Below are 14,279 nucleotides of genomic sequence, written 5' to 3' on the forward strand. Positions count from 1 at the left end.
CAGGCACCAGGCGGACTCGACGTCGGCGGGCAACCACCCCCGATTTTCACGCCCGCAGGGCGTGCGCGCAGCCACATCAAAGACTGAAAAGCGGACGGTCCTGCCAGGAACTGAGCCAACACGTAGGGCGTGTTCTGCAGCCCATAGAGTCGAAACCCGATCTTGCTCTATAGTCTGCTTAACGATATATATCAGCTATGGCACTACGTGAGCAGAGCTACCTCGTGCTCCTGGCGCTCTCCGACGGGCCCCTTCATGGCTACGGCGTGATCAAAACGGTCCAGGAGTTGTCGGAAAGCCGCATCCGGCTGGGCGCGGGCACCCTGTACGGCGCCCTGGACCGGCTGGCCGGAGAAGGCCTGGTCACCGTGGTCAAAGAAGAAGTCGTCGATGGCCGCCACCGCCGCTACTACGACCTGACCGGCCACGGCCGTCACATCCTGGCCGAGGAGACCGTCCGACTCGCCCGCCTGGCCGCCACCGCTCAGCGCCGACTCCGACTCCAGCTCGGAATGGGGATGTGATGGACGCCTACGAGCGGCGCTGCCGCCTGCTGATGCGCACCTACCCGCCGCGTTTTCGCGAGCATCGGGGCCAAGAGCTGCTGGGCACCCTGCTGGACCTCGCTACACCAGGGCGGACGCGACCCAGCCCGCGTGACAGCTTCGACATCGTCCGCGGCGGGCTGCTCACCCGGCTCAGAGACCATCCCCCTGCCGGACAGTGGATCCTGTACCGGCTGTTCGGCAGGCTTGTGTCCGACCAATACCGGATGTGGGTCCGCGACGACCTCCGCAGCAAGCTGTACTTCTTCCACACTTCGTTCCTGCGGTTCATGCTGATCGTTCCGCTGCTTGCCAGCATTGACGCGTTCCTCCGCGCTAACGGTATAGAACTGATGAACTGGCCGATCCCTGTGGCTCTCGGGCTCGCTTACCAGAGCGCGATCGCGACCAGACGTCGGGCATGTGATCGATATGGGCTTGAGGGTGTCGGACGCATCATGACCTGAGGCGGTCAGGTACGGCTTTTCCGCCCAATCAACCCGGGGCAGGACGGTTCCCGGTACTCTCTGCCCGAGCACGAGCTGTGGCCGGAGCCGGCGCCAGGCTTCTGCGCTCATGGGTGCCCTCTTCTCTCCGGCCAGGGTAACGCGGTTCGGAGAGGACGCTGATGGAGTGAGGTACTTCCGGCGAGGATGGGATGAGGCTCGGGGAGACGAGTACGCGAGTTGGGGGATGTCCACGTTCTATCTGGTGCTCGATGGCGAGGGGTACGCCCATGTGCAGGTCGAGGTCTACGCCGACGGCACGGTGATCGCCTACGACGCGGAGCACGACGAGGACCGGTACGGTGTCCTGACCTACGCTCAGTTGGATCTCGACGAGTTCGCTCCGTACGAGATCGGCGAGCGGGAGTTCTCCGAGGAGTTAGGCCGTCTGTGCCCGATGAACCTACGGGCTGATCGACCATGGCCACCTGGTCGATGAGGCTCCTTGTTCCGTCGCTGTTCCGTGGGAGCGTCGAAACCAGCGAGAAGTGACGCGAGATGACCACAGGCGTGATCCCTGCTCAGCGACATGATCGAGCCGTTTCCACAGGTGATGGCACCCGGCATCCAAGATCACCCAGATCTACGAGGGCAGGGCACACTCAGGGCACACGAGTGCGAGAAGCAGCGCGCAACGATGAGAACCGGTGAGTGGTAAAAGTGCTGCTCACAGGCATGATGAGACGGCTGTCGCAGATCAGAGTGGATAGCCGATCAGATCTCGGTCTACTAGTGCTCTGGCGGCCTGACCTGCGGTTACGTAGACGGTCACCCTTCTTGAGGGCACATCCCGGGTTTCCGGCACGTGCTGAAGAGCAGCCGTGCCGTATGCGGTGGGCCGTCCAGTGTGCGCCAGGGCAGTGTCAGCTCCGGCGAGCCGACGGCCTCGATGTGGGCGGCGAGCCGCAGTGCCACGCTCTCCAGGAGCGGGACGTCACGTAGCTTGCCGCCCTTCGGCGGAGCGAAGACCTGCTCTTGCTTGCCACCGAGCAACTTGACCTGTCGGCGTACATGGACGATGCCACGTAGGAAGTCGACGTCGTCGACGGCCAGGCCGAACGCCTCCCGTTCGCTGATTCTCAGTGTTTCTCGGTGAGAGCCAGCGAGCTGCCGCGTTGCCGGGGCAGCGTTCCCCGTTGCCGGGGTTTCCGTTTCACCGGGGCGTGCCCGGCGCGGGCGCCGGGTCTTACCGCTCCTCCACGGGCGTTTGGCGTCTCCCCGCAACTCTGGGCGACGTCGGCCGCCAACGCGGCCAGATTACGGGCGGCGTTCAGATCCCGGTCCAGGACCAGACCACACGCCGCGCAGGTGTAGGTGCGTTCGGACAGGGCGAGCTTGGCTTTCACCGCGCCACAACCCGAACACGTGAACACAAACGGCCTGCTACGTCAGTACTTCCCCAAGGGCACCGATCTGGGCCGCTTCACCCCTGCCGATCTGACCCGCGTCGAGAACCTTCTCAATCATCGGCCAAGACGGGCCCTCGGCTGGCGCACGCCGGCCGCCGTGTTCGCTGAACGTCTGCAATCATGAGCCATCGCTGTTGCGACGATCATGCGAAACCACCCTGAAACCCGCCCGCCGCCACGGGGTCACGGTTGGCGCGACGTCAACATGTGGTTCACGACTCCTTTGTCTCCTTTGTTCGCCAGGCGACCACAACGAGCCAAATGATCCAGGCGAGCATGAGGACATAGCCGATCAGGATTGTGGACGTGTTGGTTGCCGAGAAGCCGTCGGAACCTAGCACCCAGCTCTGCACGATGTAGGCAAGACCGGACAGCCCCATCAGGTAGCCAAGGGCTCTCGGCAGCCTCGCCGCCAAGGCCACTGCGCTGCCGAGCAGGATCAAGGTGAGACCGAACATGAAGCTCTGATAGCTCCTGGCGCCCCACTCCAACCACCGAACCGTCTCAGCGCTGGCGAAGTGGGCCGTCTTCTCCGCTGCCGGCGCGCTCACCCAAGCATCAACGGCCTGTTTGAGGGCGACCCCGTCCACCGCCTGCAGGACGCCGTAGAGCCCAAGCGCCACCCCCGCAGAGACAGCTCCCAGTCGCGCCACCCAGGCCGCGCCTCCAGCTCTGACGTCAAGAGCGAAGTAGAGGGCGAGTAGGCCGGCGATGATCACTGCCATGCCGGCGAACTGGCCGAGATGCACAACGGCCCAGCTGTCGCTCCTGGCGTAGTCGGCGAACACCGCCTTGTGGTTGTTGGCCGGCCCGCCGGTGTGGAGGAGGCCAATGAACACGTAGGAGATGAACCCCACTGCAAGCAGGACTGCCGGAAGGCGAAACGTCTTGCAGTCGATCATGATGGTGTCGCTCCCTCGTTTCGTAGGTGTGTGGGCGACTCCCACACTCCGGTCCAAGCGGTGGGATCGCACCGGCGAAACCGCCAGTTCTCGGTCAACACGTGTGGCACTGGAAGCGAGGACGGTGGCTATCCGCCGTTATCACGGACGCCGACGGTCGATCGCAAAGAAGGAGCACCGCGTCCGATGGAGCGCACGAACTCGCGGGCGTCGCGGACGAGCGCGGTTCACGGGTGTAGACATCGGCGCTTCCGGGACTGTCAGAGGTCTGTCGGGATCGTGTTCGTGCCCGAGAACGCCCCGCCGGTCAAGGTGGCTCGCCTGGAGGCATACGGCGCGAAGGCCATCGCCCCTGGGATCGAGTACGCGACGGCGTTAGCGGCCGCTGAGAAGTACGTGAAGCGGACGGGCGCGCTCTACTGCCACACTGCCATGCCTACGACCAGCCGGATATCGCGGCGGGGCAGGCATCCTGACCCTTGAGCTGCTTGAGCAGACCACGAACCCCGTCGACACCGTGGTCGTCGCCGTCGGCGGCGGCCTCATGCCGGGGGTGGCGGCAGCCCTGGAGGACCGTCCCGTACGGGTTGTCGCAGGCGAGCCTGAGACCGCGCCCACTCTTCGATCCGCGCTGGACATCGGGCAACCGACCGACGTTCCGGTCTCGGGTGTTGCCGCCGACTCGCTTGGAGCTCGGCGAGTTGGCGAGATCGCCTTCGATGTGGCACGCCGGAGCAATGCCCAAGACCTGTCGGTCAGCTTCGGGTTGGATGTGAAGGGCGTACCTTCCCGGGTGATCGACTGATTGGTCATCGAGTAGGCCCGCGTTGCTGCGCGGGTCGGGAAAGCACGCCATGGATGCTGCGGAACGGTACATGGCGGACTGGTTTGAGGCGATCAAGAGCCTGCGTCGGCCTCAAGGCTTCAGATCAGTGATCAGGAACGTGATCACGTGAGTCGCCGGTCGCCGTAGTGGGTTGAGGTCCTTTCTCGCCTCCGGCAGGGAGCTCCGCCCCGAGATGCACATTTTGTGCAAGCCGAAGGCCATCGGTGCCGAGCGCATGACCGTCGGCGGCCGACCTCCTCCGGCATCGGCCGGATGTAAAAAGTTCTGTACATGAGGTCAAAGATTCGCTACGTTTGCGATGTCAAAGATTTTGTACATCGAGGGGCTGGGAATGACACACGAGGAGAAACGTGCGTGGATCAGGCTGGTCGTCGGCGTGCTCGCGTAAGCCGCGTACGTGGTCGTCATCCTGAACCGGGCGGAGGGAGGCCCGCTGCCCGCCGTGCCGTATGCCGCCGCCCTGATGTGGTCGGTTGGCGGGGCGATCGTCGCGGCAGTCGCGGCCGAGACCGGGACGGCGATCGTGAACCCGCGAGCGTCCCGCGTCAAAGACGTGCGGGACAGAGAAATCGGGCGGCTCGGCGAATACACCGGTCAGTCGTTCGTCGTCATCGGCGCGGTGGCGGCGATGCTCATGGCGATGGCCGGGTGGGACCGGTTCTGGATCGCCAACGTGGTCTACCTCTGTTTCGTGCTGTCGGCGGTCCTCGGCTCGATCACCAAGATCGTCGTTTATCGCAGGAGCTTTCCGCAGTGGTGAAGCCAACCCGCGTCACGAACCGCATCCGCGCGCTTCGCTTCGCCCACGACGAGATGACCCAGGCCGAACTTGCCGAGCGCATCGCCGTGACCCGGCAGACCGTCATCGCCATCGAACAGGGCCGATACTCCCCTTCGCTGGAGATGGCCTTCCGGATCGCCCAGGTGTTCGGCGTTCCGCTCGACGACGTGTTCCAGTACCCCGACCTTCCCGAGGAGACGGCATGAAGGCCATCGTCCAGGACGCGTACGGCCCGGCCGACGTGCTCGAACTGCGGGACGTCGACCGGCCGTCCATCGGCGACGACGAGGTGCTCGTCGAGGTCCGCGCCGCCGGCGTGGATCCGGGCGTATGGATCCTCATGACCGGCCGGCCGTACCTCATGCGCCTCATGGGGTTCGGGCTGCGCCGGCCCAAGGTCCCGGTGCGCGGCCGTGACGTCGCCGGGGTGGTGGCTGCCGTCGGCGCCCGCGTCACCCGTTTCCGGCCAGGTCAGGAGGTGTACGGCACGTGCGAGAGCGGCTCGTTCGCCGAATACGCGAGCGCGCCGCAGGGACGGCTCGCGCCGAAGCCGGTCGGCCTGTCGTTCGAGCAGGCCGCCGCGGTGCCGGTCTCGGGGATGACGGCGCTGCAGAGCGTCCGTGACTGCGCCCGCGTACGGCCGGGGCAGCGAGTGATGGTGATCGGGGCGTCGGGAGGCGTGGGATCGTTCGCCGTGCAGATCGCCAAGGCGTCCGGCGCGAGCGTCACCGGCGTGTGCGGTGCGGTGAAGGCCGACCTCGTGCGATCGCTCGGCGCCGACGACGTCATCGACTACGCCCGTGACGAGATCGACCGCGATGGGGCACGCTACGACGTCGTCATCGACACCGCCGGGAACCGGCCGCTGTCCCTGCTGCGGCGCACCCTGACCCCGCGCGGGACGCTGGTGATCGTCGGGGGCGGGCACGACAGGTATCCGCTGTCCGGAGGCTTCGAGCGCCAGCTGAGAGCGCCGCTGGTCTCGATGTTCGTGAGTCAGCGGCTGCGCGGCCTGACCGCCAGGGAGCGCGCCGAGGATCTGGAGGAACTGGGACGGCTCATGGAATCCGGCACCGTCACCCCGGTCGTCGACCGCGCTTATCCCCTCGCCGGCGCACCCGACGCGATCCGCCACCTCGTCGGAGGGCACCCCGCGGGCAAGGTCGTCGTCACCCTGGCGGGAACGGCCTGACTCACGGACCAGCGACTCGGCCTTCCTGGCCTGGAACTCCTCCGCTCCAGCGTGGCGCGCTGAGCACCCGGGACGTCCGCGAACAAGCGCCGCTCATCACCGGTCGCGGGACCGCTGAACCGGCGGTCGCTCTCCTCGCCACCGAACAGCTCCGCTCTTCTCTTGAGGCTCGCCATGCACGCGATATCGCGTTACTCGTGCAGGTTGCAGCCCGTACCACGTGGGTATAGGCAGTTTCCCGAGGATGGTCCCGGACAGCAGGTCGTCGACGGCGCCGTAGCCGGAGAGTCCGGCGAGCACACCCAAGCCCAGTGCCGCGAGAGCGTATCGGAACCGGCTGAGCAGAGCCCAGACGACGGTCCCAAAGACGAGCAGGACCGAGGCACTGTGGTGCAGTTGCCGCATGAGCAGGCCGCCACGCACATCAAAACTGATCTTTCAGGCGGATCAGAAGGTTGGGGTTTCGAGTAGCTCCGGCCGCACAGCAGGTCAAAGGCCCTTCGAATGCGCCTGATCCCGAAGGGCCTTTTCGTGCTCGTACACCACCTCCATGGACGCAACCTCGCGCGCTGGCGGAAAAGCGATCTTGGGTCGTCTGGTCCAACTCCTGGTCGCCGTATGGCGCTGGGCCTGCACCGTCATGACAGTGCAGGCCCAGCGTGGTGGTGTCACTTAGGTGATACCAGGGTCAGCTCACTCGATGACCGCGAGGGCGTCGACGACACCAGCGCCGAAGAAGCTGTTGTCGTCGACGGTGCCGATGCAGGCCACGGTGTTCTGCGGGCACGGCTTGGATTCGGCCCGCGCTTTGAGCTCGCTGATCATCTTGACCGGCGACCAGGACGGGTGCGCCGACTTCATCTGCGCCATGACGCCGGCGACGTGCGGGCTCGCCATCGACGTACCGCTCTTGGTGCCGTAGCCGTCGGCCCCCGTCCGGGTGTTCCACGTCGTCGAGTAGATCGACGAGCCGGGAGCCGCGACGTCGATCTTGCCGAAGCCGTAGTTGGAGAAGGACGACCGGACGCTGTCCAGCGTGGTGCCCACGCGCTGCAGGGATGCGACCGTCACGACACCGTCAAACTCAGCCGGGATGTCGTTGCAGCGGTTGTTGATCGTGCGCACGGTCGGCCTCAGCGCGTCGTTGGGGCTGCCCTTGTCCACGGTCTTGTTGGCCATGTCGTAGTTGGAGTTGCCGGCCGCAGCGACGTGGACGACGCCCTGCTCGGTGGCCCACCCCACGGCGCGCCGGACGGCCTCCTTGCTGGCGGCCTGGTCGGGCTGGTCGTCACACCAGAACTCGAACGGGTCGACATAGTAGGAGTTGTTCGTGACGTCCATGTGCTTCAGGCCCGCCCACACGAAGCCGCAGATGGCGTACTCCGGGTAGATGTAGCCGTCGTCGTTGACGACCTTGACGGCCGCCATGCGCACGTTCGGCGCGACACCGACGATGCCGATGTTGTTGCGGGCGGCGGCGATGGTGCCGGCGACGTGCGTACCGTGGTCGCTCGTCGTCGGGCGCCAAGCCAACGGCGTCTGGTCCGGACGGCCGACGTTAGTGCAGTTGACCGAGTTCGCGACGTCGATGTTGGCCTTGAGGTCCGGGTGCGTCGGCGAGATGCCGCTGTCGAGCACCCCGACGAGGACGTTGCGGTTGCCGTCGGAGGTCGCCTGCGCCTGCGGGGCCTTGATCATCTGCATGTCCCACTGGATGCCCTCGTTGGGGTCGAGGCCCTCGCCAGGCTGCGGGTCGGACGGGATGTCGCCGTTGTCCGGCTTCTTGGCACCCTTCTTGTAACCGTTGGCGCCGGGGCCCCACGGCGGGGCCAGGTCGGTCGGCGTCCCCTCGGAGACCCCGGCCGTGCGGGTGGCGCCGACGGAGGCGACCGCGTTGCCACCCTTGGCGGTGACGTTCGCGCGGAAGGCCGCGCGGTCGGAGTGGGCGACGACCACGCCAATCTGGGGCCAGGACTGGACGACGACACCTCCGGCGGCCTCGACCGCGCGCTCAACGAGACGAGTCTGGCCGGGGTTGGCGATCCGGGCGTTGACGACGTAGCTCATGAGCATCCCGTCGGGGATGTCCACGTTGACCGGTGTCGACGTCGGCTCGTCGGTGGCGTCCGCGCTGGCCGAGCCGGTCGCGCCTCCAAGGAAGACGGCACCCACCATGGCGAACGCCGCGGCGGTGGCCGTAAGGCGTCGCTTGGGCAGGGAATGTTGCATGCGTTGCTCCTTGAACGGTGATGCCGCGGCACCCATCGCCGCGGTCTGGCTGGCCCAGATTCCGAAAGCCCGAAATAGCCCCGAAACCAACCTTTGGAGTTGGTTGGTGACAGTAACAACCCGACCATGAATTGTTCAAGAGCTCACCAACAAGGAAGGCTGACCGGATCAACCTGCTGGCCGGCGATCAAGCGCACAAGATGGTCATCTTCCGAATGGCGCTTCCGGGCTTCGTGTGGGTACGGTGGGGGTGATCAAGCGCCGGGGCGCAGGATCGGGGTATGCGCGACACGGAGCTGTACCGGCACCTGCTGGGCCTGGCCGCGGCCCACACCGGGCATGTTGCTGTATGGTAGGATGTACAGTAATTCCATCTCATACCGTCACACTTCACCGGCTCGCATCTACCGGCCGAGCAGGACGAGGGTCGTGCCCTTTCCTACGGATCAGAAGGCGCGCGGCTGTTACAGGCTAGAAGTCGCGCCACTGGTCGAACCAGTCAGCAGCCCCGGAATCCGGGACCCCGGCGCGTCGCGCCAGGGCGAAGAACGCGTCCGCGGCCTGTTCTCGCCGGAGCGTGTCGATGATCCCGTAGCGTTCGTCGATCCTGTTGAGTTTCTCGACGAGGTTTTGCAGGATCGGCCGCGCCTCGGCCGCCACGGCGGGATCGTTGGCAGACAGGTGGCCGATGGCGCGAAGGGCGGACGCGTAGGCCTTGCACGCGGCGGCGCCCGCCCGTTCGTCGTCATCGACCCAGTCACGCAACGGGTTGTCGACATTGGCCGCCAGCCAGGCGTCGGACTTGGCGCCCCAGACGGTCACGTGCACGGGCGTGCCCTTGTAGCGGGCCTTGAGAAGCCTGGCCTGGCTGCGCCGGATCCCATCGATGCTCAGGTGGCGCAGGGACGTCGCGGGGAGCGGCAGGCAGGGGGCGTCGATGCCGTAGGCGTCGGTGAGCCGCAGGGTGTGCAGCCGCGGGAAGCCGCTCAGGTCGGAGGCGTCCAGCAGCCGGCCATGCGGCCGATCCCACCGCAGGTGCAGCGACTCCAGGCCGGTCAGGGCTCTCAACGTGGCCAGTGACAGGTCACCCGCCACCTGAAGGTCGAGATCGCGAACTCCGTGCAGGCCGCTTGGGACGGCATGGGCCGATGAGGTCATGGTCAGCCGGATCCATCGGCCTTCCTCGGCTGCTTCGACGGCCTTGGGCGGTTCACCCGTCAGGTGGAGGGTCATCAGCCCGGGCGGCAGGCGCAGGTGCCGTAGCCCGGTGCCGGAGATCGTCAGCGTGGTGAGGTGCGTTGTGCTCAGATCGACGGTGCTCGGTGGATCGTCCCAGGTGAGCTGATCGATGAGGGGGCGGGTGGTGAGAGCCTCGGTGAGGCCGCGATCGGGACCGGAGTATCTCAGGTCGGTCAGGCAGGGCAGCGTGTCCAGGGCCGGCCAGCGAACCTGGGGGAGATGAGCCGGGAGGTCGAGGTCCGACATCGTGGCGTACATGGTCTGCGGTCCGTCGCCGAGATCGACCATGACCGGGTCATGGGTGGGGTTGTTGTAGGCCGTCTTGGCGTCTGTGGGCACCTGCAGGTCCCACTGCCGCTGGTGGACGGCCGGCAGTGGCACGTTTTCCCAGACGCCATAGGCGTTGGTCTCCTGAGGGACGCCGGGCAGGATGGGCATCTGCCCGAGCCAGAGGAGGTCAGGTGGCGGAGGGAGAGAGCTGTTGACCCTGAGGGCCGCCGGTCTTTCCGGCCATTTCCGCCAGTTGTGGTGAGTGAGGATGAGAGGACCGGTCGAGGCGAGGTCGTTCAGCGTGGGCATCACGTCGGAGTACCAGTCGAGCATGCACACCGTCGCCCACCCGTCATCGCTGACCCTGCTCACCTGGCACGCACCGTAGCCGCCCAGCGGAAGGGGCATGGCCGCGACGTCTCCGACCTTCATCATGGTCAGGAAGGTAGCAACCGCCTATGACAAGATCGCGTTCATTGGTTGGGCTACGCGCTCCCGTCTCCGCGCCCCTCATGGGGGTGATGCCGCTGGGAAAGGACACCGGCGAGGTGAGGTACTTCCGGCGGGGGTGGAACGAGGACCGGGGAGATCAGTACGCGAGCTGGGGAACGTCCACGTTCTACCTGGCGCTCGACGCCGAGGGAGACGCTCATGTGCAGGTCGAAGTCTACGTCAACGGCATAGTGATCGCCTATGACGCGGAGCATGACGAGGACCGGTACGGCGGCCTGACCTACGCTCGGCTGGATCTCGACGAGTTCACTCCGTACGAGATCGGCGAGCGGGAGTTCCACGAGGAACTGGGCCGGCTGCGCCCGATGAACCTGCGGGCCGATCAGCCATGGCCGTCCGGCCGATGAGATGCCTTGTTCCGTCGCTGTTCCGTGAAAGCGCCAAAACCAGTGAGAATTGACGCGAGACGACCGCAGGCGTAGTCCCTGCTCAGCAAAATGATCGAGCCATTTCCGCAGGTGACCGGATCCGGCTTCGGAGATCACCCAGATCTGGGAGGGCAGGGCACAGCCAGAGCACATGGGCGCGAGAAGCAGCGTGAAACGATGAGAACCAGCGAACGCCGAAAGCCCAGCTCAGAACGCCTTCTAGAAGGTCACCGCAGATCAGCCGCCATGACGGATCACATCTCGGTCTGCTAGCGTCCTGGCGCCATGACCTGCGGCTGTGGGCTGTGCGCTCGCCGGTCAGTAGGGAAGGAAGATCTGGCGCTCCGTCGCGCTGTCGTCGAAGGCCTCCAGCTGGGCCTGCCCTTCGGCGGCGAGGGTGTCCAGCATGGTGTGCAGCAGCGCGGTGCACAGAACCGTGGGACCGGCGTGGGAGTCGAACGCGAAGTCGGAGCTCACCGGCGCGAGCAGGACCTCGTCCGCGAGGTCGATGAGCTGGCCCACCGGTTGGTCGGTGATGAGAGCGACCTTCAGCCCGACGCGCCGCGCCCAGACGAGCCCCTGGGCCAGCTCGCGCGGGTAGCGCGGCAACCCGATGGCGAGCACCCATTCGGCTCCGGATTCAGCCGCCCGGCTCAGCCGGTCCTCCAAGGTCGAGCCTGCGATGTCCAGCACGCGTACGTCCGGGAGCACCTTTTCGGCGAGGTAGCCGAACAGATGCGCCAGCGGTGCGGAGATCCGCACTCCCATGACCAGGAGCGGACGCGACCTGGCCAGCTGACCGGCCACCCCTCGGAGCTGACTGAGATCCCCGAGACCGTCCCGCAGCCGCTCGAGGTCGCGGATCTCGGAGTTGACCAGTTCCTGGATCTCGTTTAGGTCCTCAGCGGGCGGCGCTTGCCGCGGGCCGCCGAACACGGATGAGCGGAGCGCGTCCCGGAACTCCGGGAACCCTCTGAACCCGAGCGCGGCGGCGAAGCGGGTGACCGACGGCTGGCTGACGCCAACGCGCTCGGCGATGTCGGCGCTGGTGAAGAAGACGGCCTCCTGCGCGTGTTCGAGCAGGTAGCGTGCGATCCGGCGCTGCGATGGGGAGAGCCGGTGGTCGCCGAAGAGCCCGCGCAGGTCCGCGGCGATCCGCGATGCGTCCGGCACGGCGAGCGGCTGGCCGGTCTCCCTGGCGTGCCCCATTGAACACTTCCCTTCTCCGTGGAGTGACAGACCCAGCGATGGCTCTCACCGCCCGGCGGGCGAGGCCATCGGATTGGCCGCGTGACTTCATGAATCGCGAAGTTTCCGTGGGCTCAAAGCGGCGCCGGGCGGCCCATTGTAGGGACCGCCCGGCTCGTTGGTGTGGGATGACGAGCGCTTAGTTCTTCGGACCGTTGCCGTTGAAGCGTGTCTTGCACTCCTGCAGTCTCACATCAACCTGCTCGCCCCTGTCGACGGTGACGTGCACCGTCTCGAGAACCTCGCCGCTCGGGCGGGCGCAGGTGAGCGTCCAGCTCTCCTGGAGGAATTTGCCCGGCCCGGTGGCGATGACGCCGGTCTCGGTGTAGGCGGGGGCCGGCCGCACCGACGGGTTGACGTGCCAGGTGAACTTGCCGTTGGTCGGGGCGACCAGCTTGGACTCCAGGTGGGTGGGGACCGCCTGGGGCGGGTCGATGACGTTGTTCGCCTGCCGGATCGGCGCGGTCCACAGGTCGAAGTCCTTCGTGATCGTCAGGACCGCGCCCTTCGGCGCCTTGCCCGTGATCACGGAGTGCGCCGCCGGGTCTGCCGCGTACTCCAGGGCCACCATGAACGCTTCGCGGTTCGACTTGCCCTCGTAGCGACCGGTGCCGAGGTAGTCCTCGATCACCTCGGGGTAGGTGTTGTTGGTCGACTGGGTCTTCATGATCTCGAAGGTGAACCCGAGGCCGCGGGTGGCGTAGTACGACCAGTCCGGGGTCTCGCCGGTCGTCTCGTAGTCGAAGCCCGACTTCATGCCCGTATAGCCGTTCTTGGCCGCCATCGCGTCGGTCAGGGCGGCGTAGACGGCCTCGTCCGGGGTGTCGCCCGCGCGCTTCTCCAGCGGCGGACGGAGGAGGGTGTGGCCGGAGGTGTGGTTCGTGATCAGGACGGTGACCTGGTTGGCCGTGGTCAGGTCCATGACGTTCTGCACTTCGGGCTCGGAACCCGGCCCCGGGCCGCGGGTCGTCGCGTTGGAACCCGCGTTGCTCCCCCAGCCGAAGGGGTAGTTGCGGTTGATGTCGATCCCGGCACTGCTGGCGCACGTCGGCGAGAGGCCGCAGCTGGTGCGCCGGTTGATCATGAACCCGTCCACGTTGACGACCGGGACGAAGATGACCCGTGCCTGATCGAGCAGACGCGTGATCTTCGGGTCCTTCCCGGCATTGTTGACCAGGTCGTAGGCGAACTCCAGCGTGTGCTCACCGGAGGGCCATTCGTTCCCGTGGTGGATGCCCATCATGAACAGGACGGGCTTGCCGTCGGCGGCGTTGACATCGCGGGTCACCTCGATGCCGTACACCTCACGGCCCTGACGGGTCTTGTGCGGCAGCGTGATGTGCTTGACGAGATCGGGGTGCTGTCTGCTCAACGCGAGCATCTCGTTGTTGTAGTCCGTGATCGTCCGGTAGGTGGTCCGGCCGCTGGGCAGACCTGCTGTCTGCTCGGCCACCAGCTGGAGGACCGCTTCGGTGTTGACCGACTCGGCGAAGCTGGTCGCGGCTGCCGGAATACTGAGACCTCCCAGTAGTCCGACGCTCAACGCAAGCGTCATAACGCGTTTCTTGGTGCTCCAGGCCATGGGCGGCTGCGAACCTCTTGAAGACATGGGGGAACCCTTTCTAACTGCGGACGAACTGGAACCAGAAACGCGCCCTTTTCCCCCGTGCGTTCTTTCGGGAGTGCTTTTGGATATCCGCCGATCGGCCGTTGATTGCAAAGTTTCAGGTAGTCTTGGGTATGAATGTATGCATGTCAACCCTCTCCGCCAAGGGTCTTCGCGAACGCGCGCGGAATGCCAGGGGTGACGGTGTCGTCACAGTCCGGAGTCAACCGGCGGGGCGGGCCGGCAGAGAGCCTGGGCGGCGCCGGCCTCCGGGTGGACCGCTGCGGGTTCACGGACCAGAACTTCTCGATCGTCTATCCTGAATCGCCTGCGCCATATCGGTATGCATGGTGACGGCACATGAAGCCCGATGCTCGAATTATGGTGTTTGCAGGTTTTGTATTCGAAGAACTTGACGCAGAACGGCCGGGCGTCTTCGGCGTGCCGAATTCATCATGGAGGACCGGGCAGTGTTTCACTGTCTTGAACCGTGTCCTGCTGTGCGGATTATCGTCGCTCACCTCCGGTCTGGAGTGTGACTTGATAATCCCCAGGTCAGACCACGGGTTAGTGACCGGTTTGAACGCCATCGCCGTGCCGTGATCGGCATGGATCGTGTGCGGA

Annotated in this window: 16 protein-coding genes and 1 pseudogene; 10 read left to right on the forward strand and 7 right to left on the reverse strand. The window is 66.0% G+C overall.

Features of this window, described 5'->3' with window-relative positions; all coding sequences use genetic code 11:
• Window positions 1-197 precede the first annotated feature (197 nt).
• The 3 genes from ACIN94_RS28995 to ACIN94_RS29005 all read left to right on the forward strand — a co-directional run bounded on the left by ACIN94_RS28995 (window position 198) and on the right by ACIN94_RS29005 (window position 1,490).
• A complete protein-coding gene (locus ACIN94_RS28995) occupies window positions 198-524 on the forward strand; it encodes a PadR family transcriptional regulator (protein ID WP_400712747.1) in 327 nt (108 codons plus the stop codon).
• Window positions 524-1,012: a hypothetical protein gene (locus tag ACIN94_RS29000; RefSeq protein WP_400712750.1), complete on the forward strand. Its 489-nt coding sequence runs from the start codon at window positions 524-526 to the stop codon at window positions 1,010-1,012. The genes ACIN94_RS28995 and ACIN94_RS29000 overlap by 1 nt, the downstream gene beginning before the upstream one ends.
• Before the next feature lie 226 nt (window positions 1,013-1,238).
• Window positions 1,239-1,490 carry a hypothetical protein gene (locus ACIN94_RS29005; protein WP_400712753.1) on the forward strand — a complete coding sequence of 84 codons (252 nt, stop codon included), beginning with the start codon at window positions 1,239-1,241 and terminating at the stop codon, window positions 1,488-1,490.
• Between the two features lie 329 nt (window positions 1,491-1,819).
• Here ACIN94_RS29005 and ACIN94_RS29010 read toward each other — a convergent pair whose 3' ends face one another.
• Both ACIN94_RS29010 and ACIN94_RS29015 read right to left on the reverse strand, forming a co-directional pair.
• Window positions 1,820-2,044: a hypothetical protein gene (locus tag ACIN94_RS29010; protein WP_400712756.1), complete on the reverse strand. Its 225-nt coding sequence runs from the start codon at window positions 2,042-2,044 to the stop codon at window positions 1,820-1,822.
• A gap of 86 nt (window positions 2,045-2,130) precedes the next feature.
• Window positions 2,131-2,397, reverse strand: a complete 267-nt coding sequence (locus ACIN94_RS29015; protein ID WP_400712759.1) for a zinc ribbon domain-containing protein — start codon at window positions 2,395-2,397, stop codon at window positions 2,131-2,133.
• A gap of 22 nt (window positions 2,398-2,419) precedes the next feature.
• Between ACIN94_RS29015 and ACIN94_RS29020 the strand changes: the two are divergent.
• Window positions 2,420-2,584, forward strand: a pseudogene (locus ACIN94_RS29020) (transposase); the annotation flags it as partial.
• A gap of 88 nt (window positions 2,585-2,672) precedes the next feature.
• On the opposite strand, the gene ACIN94_RS29025 reads toward ACIN94_RS29020, so the two are convergent.
• Window positions 2,673-3,362, reverse strand: a complete 690-nt coding sequence (locus tag ACIN94_RS29025) for a DUF4386 family protein (protein ID WP_400712762.1) — start codon at window positions 3,360-3,362, stop codon at window positions 2,673-2,675.
• A 186-nt stretch (window positions 3,363-3,548) separates the two neighbouring features.
• Here ACIN94_RS29025 and ACIN94_RS29030 point away from each other — a divergent pair, with 186 nt between their 5' ends.
• The 5 genes from ACIN94_RS29030 to ACIN94_RS29050 all read left to right on the forward strand — a co-directional run bounded on the left by ACIN94_RS29030 (window position 3,549) and on the right by ACIN94_RS29050 (window position 6,182).
• The gene (locus ACIN94_RS29030; RefSeq protein WP_400712765.1) at window positions 3,549-3,845 is read left to right on the forward strand and encodes a hypothetical protein; all 297 of its coding nucleotides are present in this window, start codon (window positions 3,549-3,551) and stop codon (window positions 3,843-3,845) included.
• 1 nt (window position 3,846) lies between these two features.
• Window positions 3,847-4,167, forward strand: coding sequence for a pyridoxal-phosphate dependent enzyme (locus tag ACIN94_RS29035; RefSeq protein ID WP_400712948.1), 321 nt, complete (start codon window positions 3,847-3,849; stop codon window positions 4,165-4,167).
• A gap of 439 nt (window positions 4,168-4,606) precedes the next feature.
• A complete protein-coding gene (locus ACIN94_RS29040; RefSeq protein WP_400712768.1) occupies window positions 4,607-4,969 on the forward strand; it encodes a hypothetical protein in 363 nt (120 codons plus the stop codon).
• On the forward strand, window positions 4,963-5,196 hold the full coding sequence (locus ACIN94_RS29045; protein WP_400712771.1) for a helix-turn-helix transcriptional regulator: 234 nt from the start codon (window positions 4,963-4,965) through the stop codon (window positions 5,194-5,196). The genes ACIN94_RS29040 and ACIN94_RS29045 overlap by 7 nt, the downstream gene beginning before the upstream one ends.
• Entirely contained in the window at window positions 5,193-6,182 is a 990-nt protein-coding gene (locus tag ACIN94_RS29050; RefSeq protein WP_400712774.1) for an NAD(P)-dependent alcohol dehydrogenase, read from the forward strand. Before ACIN94_RS29045 ends, ACIN94_RS29050 begins: the two co-directional genes overlap by 4 nt.
• A gap of 693 nt (window positions 6,183-6,875) precedes the next feature.
• On the opposite strand, the gene ACIN94_RS29055 is transcribed toward ACIN94_RS29050, so the two are convergent.
• Window positions 6,876-8,411: a S8 family peptidase gene (locus tag ACIN94_RS29055; RefSeq protein WP_400712777.1), complete on the reverse strand. Its 1,536-nt coding sequence runs from the start codon at window positions 8,409-8,411 to the stop codon at window positions 6,876-6,878.
• Window positions 8,412-8,882: 471 nt separating this feature from the next.
• Complete coding sequence (locus ACIN94_RS29060) at window positions 8,883-10,355, reverse strand: hypothetical protein (RefSeq protein WP_400712780.1); 1,473 nt, start codon at window positions 10,353-10,355, stop codon at window positions 8,883-8,885.
• Between the two features lie 86 nt (window positions 10,356-10,441).
• On the opposite strand from ACIN94_RS29060, the gene ACIN94_RS29065 reads away from it, so the two are divergent.
• Window positions 10,442-10,780 (forward strand): hypothetical protein, encoded by a 339-nt coding sequence (locus tag ACIN94_RS29065; protein ID WP_400712783.1) that lies wholly within the window; start codon window positions 10,442-10,444, stop codon window positions 10,778-10,780.
• A gap of 339 nt (window positions 10,781-11,119) precedes the next feature.
• Here the strand turns inward: ACIN94_RS29065 and ACIN94_RS29070 are convergent, their stop codons facing one another.
• Window positions 11,120-12,010, reverse strand: a complete 891-nt coding sequence (locus ACIN94_RS29070; RefSeq protein ID WP_400712786.1) for a MurR/RpiR family transcriptional regulator — start codon at window positions 12,008-12,010, stop codon at window positions 11,120-11,122.
• Between the two features lie 178 nt (window positions 12,011-12,188).
• On the reverse strand, window positions 12,189-13,604 hold the full coding sequence (locus ACIN94_RS29075; protein ID WP_400712789.1) for a M14 family zinc carboxypeptidase: 1,416 nt from the start codon (window positions 13,602-13,604) through the stop codon (window positions 12,189-12,191).
• Between the last annotated feature and the right edge of the window lie 675 nt (window positions 13,605-14,279).

Source organism: Streptosporangium sp. NPDC087985, assembly GCF_044741965.1.
Lineage (GTDB): Bacteria > Actinomycetota > Actinomycetes > Streptosporangiales > Streptosporangiaceae > Streptosporangium.

Excerpts from the sequence above, each read along its gene's own strand:
- ACIN94_RS28995 (WP_400712747.1), top strand. The coding sequence starts at position 198 with ATGGCACTACGTGAGCAGAGCTACCTCGTGCTCCTGGCGCTCTCCGAC.
- ACIN94_RS29070 (WP_400712786.1), bottom strand. The coding sequence starts at position 12,010 with ATGGGGCACGCCAGGGAGACCGGCCAGCCGCTCGCCGTGCCGGACGCA.
- ACIN94_RS29005 (WP_400712753.1), top strand. The coding sequence starts at position 1,239 with ATGTCCACGTTCTATCTGGTGCTCGATGGCGAGGGGTACGCCCATGTG.
- ACIN94_RS29050 (WP_400712774.1), top strand. The coding sequence starts at position 5,193 with ATGAAGGCCATCGTCCAGGACGCGTACGGCCCGGCCGACGTGCTCGAA.
- ACIN94_RS29025 (WP_400712762.1), bottom strand. The coding sequence starts at position 3,362 with ATGATCGACTGCAAGACGTTTCGCCTTCCGGCAGTCCTGCTTGCAGTG.
- ACIN94_RS29030 (WP_400712765.1), top strand. The coding sequence starts at position 3,549 with ATGGAGCGCACGAACTCGCGGGCGTCGCGGACGAGCGCGGTTCACGGG.
- ACIN94_RS29065 (WP_400712783.1), top strand. The coding sequence starts at position 10,442 with ATGCCGCTGGGAAAGGACACCGGCGAGGTGAGGTACTTCCGGCGGGGG.
- ACIN94_RS29000 (WP_400712750.1), top strand. The coding sequence starts at position 524 with ATGGACGCCTACGAGCGGCGCTGCCGCCTGCTGATGCGCACCTACCCG.
- ACIN94_RS29055 (WP_400712777.1), bottom strand. The coding sequence starts at position 8,411 with ATGCAACATTCCCTGCCCAAGCGACGCCTTACGGCCACCGCCGCGGCG.
- ACIN94_RS29060 (WP_400712780.1), bottom strand. The coding sequence starts at position 10,355 with ATGATGAAGGTCGGAGACGTCGCGGCCATGCCCCTTCCGCTGGGCGGC.
- ACIN94_RS29075 (WP_400712789.1), bottom strand. The coding sequence starts at position 13,604 with ATGACGCTTGCGTTGAGCGTCGGACTACTGGGAGGTCTCAGTATTCCG.